This is a genomic window from Clostridium sp. LS (assembly GCF_002760435.1).
GTDB lineage: Bacteria > Bacillota > Clostridia > Clostridiales > Clostridiaceae > Clostridium.
In genome coordinates this window covers 1-1,577 of the sequence record NZ_AUUU01000193.1, presented here as the reverse complement: position 1 = coordinate 1,577, position 1,577 = coordinate 1, and the positions used below count along the sequence as shown (strand labels likewise).

The following is a 1,577-nucleotide window of genomic DNA, read 5'->3' as shown; positions in this document are numbered from 1 at the left end:
AACTTTCCTGTTCGGAATGGGAAGGAGTGTTACCTCTATGCCATCATCACGAGATTAAGTGAGTTGCCAAATCCCCGATTTGGTTAAACTAACTTATGCAAATAGTGATTGAAATTCCCTTTTCTTATATTGTACCTAATACAAACTTTTAAATAATCACAATATAAGAAAACTTTTATATTTTATCCAATTATGTCGAAAACTTGTCTCAACAAGATATTATTATACGCAGTATTAAGCATTATGTCAACACTTATTTAAAAAATAAATTTATTTTATTTTTCTACTATATTCCCTGATTAATTCTAGTGATTTCTTAAACTTTGCCAATTCATCTTCTGTCATGTGTATCTCGACAACTTCCTTAACCCCATCTGCATTTAAAACAGCTGGCACTCCTCCAAAAACATCATTTTCCCCATATTCACCTTCTAATAGCGTAGATACCGGCATTATTTTATTTTCATCATTTATAATTGCCTTTATTATTCCAACTGTAGCGGTTGCTATACCATAGTACGTTGTTCCCTTTCTATTATACACTTCCCAACCAGCTTTAGCTGTTTCTAAAACTAATCTGTCTAAATCTACTTCTCCAACTCTATCTTTATTATCTTTCAGTATTTCATAAAATGATTTTCCCCCAACTGTAACATGAGACCAAGGTACCATCTGAGAATCCCCATGTTCACCCATTGAGTAACCTTGAACACTTCTCGGATCAACATTTAATAACTCACCGATAAAATTCTTTAATCTAGCTGAATCGACTGAAGTTCCAGTTCCTATAACATGGCTTTTAGGCAAACCAGATATTTTATAAACATGGTATGCAATCATATCCACAGGATTAGAAATCACAATAAAGTGCCCTTTAAATCCACTTTTCATTATTGGATTTACAATAGACTCTGCTATCTTAGCTGATAATTCTAATGTATCAATTCTTGTTTGACCTGATTTAGGCGGCGCGCCTGCTGTAATAACTACAATATCTACATCCCCGCACTGATTATAATTACCCTTAACAACCTTAGTATTTCTATTTAAATATTCAATACAATGATTTAAATCCATTACTTCTCCAAGGGCTTTTTCTTCATTTATATCAATCATCAATATTTCATCGCATACTCCTTGTGTTAATAGGCTAAAAGCGGTACTTGATCCCACTAAGCCTGTTCCTACAATCGCAACTTTATTCTTTTTTAAACCCATACAAAATTCTCCTTTTAATTACTACTTAGTATATTAATTATATTTATTTGTTCACGATAATCTATTTATATTCCTAAAATAATTCAATATATATTTGCAATAAGTATTATCTTTTATAAAATGTATTATTGCAAGCTAATAATATCTTCATTAATTTAATTAATATACATATATTTTGCTTATTTAGTAAATTAGTTATACTTTTCATGCCATAATATCTAAAAATTAAATATAATTCCTTAATTCAAATAATATTAATTAGAAAACAAAAAAAGATTGTTAAAAATTTTAACAATCTTTTACTGGTGCGTCATCAGGGATTCGAACCCTGGACACCCTGATTAAGAGTCAGGTGCTCT

At 30.4% G+C, this 1,577-nt stretch carries 1 protein-coding gene; it reads right to left on the bottom strand.

Features of this window, described 5'->3' with window-relative positions; translation table 11 throughout:
* Positions 1-270: 270 nt before the first annotated feature.
* The gene (locus COL3_RS25925; RefSeq protein ID WP_008421352.1) at positions 271-1,218 is read right to left on the bottom strand and encodes an L-lactate dehydrogenase; all 948 of its coding nucleotides are present in this window, start codon (positions 1,216-1,218) and stop codon (positions 271-273) included.
* Positions 1,219-1,577: the final 359 nt, after the last annotated feature.

Excerpts from the sequence above, each read along its gene's own strand:
- COL3_RS25925 (WP_008421352.1), bottom strand. The coding sequence starts at position 1,218 with ATGGGTTTAAAAAAGAATAAAGTTGCGATTGTAGGAACAGGCTTAGTG.